Origin of the sequence: Kitasatospora sp. NPDC091257, assembly GCF_044757675.1 — a bacterium.
Lineage (GTDB): Bacteria > Actinomycetota > Actinomycetes > Streptomycetales > Streptomycetaceae > Kitasatospora > Kitasatospora lactacystinica.
The window spans coordinates 1-2,320 of record NZ_JBIVVI010001332.1 but is presented as its reverse complement, the minus strand read 5'-3'; the positions used below and the strand labels follow the sequence as shown (position 1 = coordinate 2,320).

The 2,320-nt window shown below is 71.6% G+C and carries 4 protein-coding genes; 1 reads left to right on the top strand and 3 read right to left on the bottom strand.

The window, feature by feature from the left end:
• Positions 1-210 (bottom strand): acyl-CoA dehydrogenase family protein (locus ACIQOV_RS37945; protein WP_401055325.1); only part of this gene is annotated, 210 nt, incomplete at its 3' end.
• A 172-nt stretch (positions 211-382) separates the two neighbouring features.
• Between ACIQOV_RS37945 and ACIQOV_RS37940 the strand changes: the two genes are divergently transcribed.
• The gene (locus ACIQOV_RS37940; protein ID WP_359915655.1) at positions 383-835 is read left to right on the top strand and encodes a hypothetical protein; all 453 of its coding nucleotides are present in this window, start codon (positions 383-385) and stop codon (positions 833-835) included.
• A gap of 147 nt (positions 836-982) precedes the next feature.
• Here ACIQOV_RS37940 and ACIQOV_RS37935 read toward each other — a convergent pair whose 3' ends face one another.
• Positions 983-1,945 (bottom strand): electron transfer flavoprotein subunit alpha/FixB family protein, encoded by a 963-nt coding sequence (locus ACIQOV_RS37935; RefSeq protein WP_401055323.1) that lies wholly within the window; start codon positions 1,943-1,945, stop codon positions 983-985.
• A gap of 45 nt (positions 1,946-1,990) precedes the next feature.
• The coding region (locus ACIQOV_RS37930; protein ID WP_401055322.1) for an electron transfer flavoprotein subunit beta/FixA family protein at positions 1,991-2,320 on the bottom strand (330 nt) is incomplete at its 5' end.

Genomic DNA, 2,320 nt, shown 5'->3' with positions numbered 1-2,320 from the left:
ATCCGCCCCCGCACCACCGAACTCCTCCGGCACGTGCACCGCGTGCAGGTCATTGCCCCGCAACGCCTCCAGCGCCTCCTGCGGGAACCGCCCCAGCTCGTCCACCTCCGCCGCGAACGGAGCGATCTTCGCCTCGGCCAGCGAACGCACCGCCTCACGGAGCATCCCGTGCTCCTCGGAGATCCGGAAGAGATCGAAGTCCTGGCTCATGATCGCCACTCCTGTTTCACGACGGTACTCAGTACCCTTCATTATGCATGCGCGCGGCAAAAAGGGAACTCAGTGCCTTCCCTTTGCGGCACTGAGTTCCCTATCCTTTTCGTGCCGAACTACTGCCGAACTTCTGCCGAACGAGCCGGTCCGAGCGCAGGGAGATGACAGCGTGATCCACTCAGCCATCGATGCCGACACCCGCAGCACGACGCTGTACTTCCAGCGCTGCACGTGGTGCAACAACCCGACCTTCCAGCGGCTGCTCTGCCCCACCTGCGGATCCACCGACCTCAGGCTGGAGCCCAGCGAGGGCACCGGCGTGGTGCGGCGCTGCGCGGTCGAACAGGCCCGGACGCCGCTGGTCCGTCAGAAGTCCCTGATCCGCATGGCGGAGGGCTTCGACGTCTGGTGCATCGTGGACGGGATGCGCAGCACCGTGCCGGTCGGCACCCGGGTGCGGCTGCTCCCCTCCCCCGACTCCGACCAGCCGGAACTGCGGCTGCTGCCGATGGAGCCGCCACCGCCGGTGCAGGACACCGAGCCGCGCCCGCTGCCGCCGGCCCAGGGCGGCTTCACCCAGCACCTCGCCACCCAGCACCTCGCGGCCTTCGTCGCGGAGTGATCCGCCGGGGGACCGTGCGGCGGGCGGGGCGGACGGCGCGCCCGGGGCGCTGCCGGAGAGCGACGGAGACGACGGAGACGACGGAGACGACGGAGGGCGTGGCACCGAGTACCACTCGGCGCCACGCCCTCCGCTGTCGTCCGGGGATCAGGCCTTGCGGGCCTTCACCTCGGCGGTGAGCTGCGGCAGCACCTCGAAGAGGTCGCCGACCACGCCGTAGTCGGCGAGCTCGAAGATCGGGGCCTCGGAGTCCTTGTTGACGGCCACGATGGTCTTCGAGGTCTGCATGCCGGCCCGGTGCTGGATCGCGCCCGAGATGCCGTTGGCCACGTACAGCTGCGGGGAGACCTGCTTGCCGGTCTGGCCGACCTGGCTGCTGTGCGGGTACCAGCCGGCGTCCACGGCGGCGCGCGAGGCGCCGACGGCCGCGCCCAGCGCGTCCGCGAGCTCCTCGACCACGCCGAAGCCCTCGGCGGCACCGACGCCGCGGCCGCCGGAGACCACGATGGCGGCCTCGGTCAGCTCCGGGCGGCCGGAGGACACGCGCGGGGTGCGCGAGGTCACCTTGGCGGCGTTGCCGGTGAACGCGACGGCGACGTTCTCCACCGCACCGGCGGCCGGGGCGGCCTCCGGGGCGACGGCGTTCGGCTTGACGGTGATGACCGGCGCACCCTTGGTGACCTTCGACTTCACCTGGAAGGACGCGGCGAACACCGACTGGGTGGCGACCGGGCCGCCGTCGCCGGCCTCCAGGTCGACGGCGTCGGTGATGATGCCGGAGCCGATCCGCAGCGCGACGCGCGCGGCGACCTCCTTGCCCTCGCCGGAGGACGTCACCAGCACGGCGGCGACGTCGCCGGCCCCGGCGATCTGGGCCAGGGCGTCCACCTTGGGGACGACCAGCTGGTCGGCGAACTCGGCGCCGTCGGCGACGTACACCTTCACCGCGCCGTACTCGCCGGCCTTCACCGCGATGTCGGCCGCGGCCGCACCGGCGCCGAGGACGACGGCGGACGGCTCGCCGATGCGGCGGGCCAGGGTCAGCAGCTCCAGGGCCGGCTTGCGGACCGCACCGTCGGCGTGGTCCACCAGAACCAGGATCTCAGCCATGATTCGTTGCTCCTGATCGATCGTTGGATGCGCGAACGGGTGGGACTAGATGAACTTCTGGTCGGCGAGGAAGGCGGCGAGCGACTTGCCGCCCTCGCCCTCGTCCTTGACGACCGTGCCCGCGGTCCGCGCCGGACGCGCCGCCACCGACTCGACCGCCGTCCACGAACCCGCCAGACCGACCTCGTCCGCCTCGATGCCCAGGTCGTCCAGGTCCAGCGACTGCACCGGCTTCTTCTTCGCCGCCATGATCCCCTTGAACGACGGGTACCGGGCCTCACCCGACTGGTCCGTCACCGAGACCACCGCCGGCAGCGCCGCCTCGACCAGCTCCGTCGCCGCGTCACCGTCACGACGACCCCGCACCACACCGCC

Bases quoted from the DNA above. Each gene is read 5' to 3' on its own strand.
- ACIQOV_RS37935 (WP_401055323.1), bottom strand. From the start codon at position 1,945: ATGGCTGAGATCCTGGTTCTGGTGGACCACGCCGACGGTGCGGTCCGC.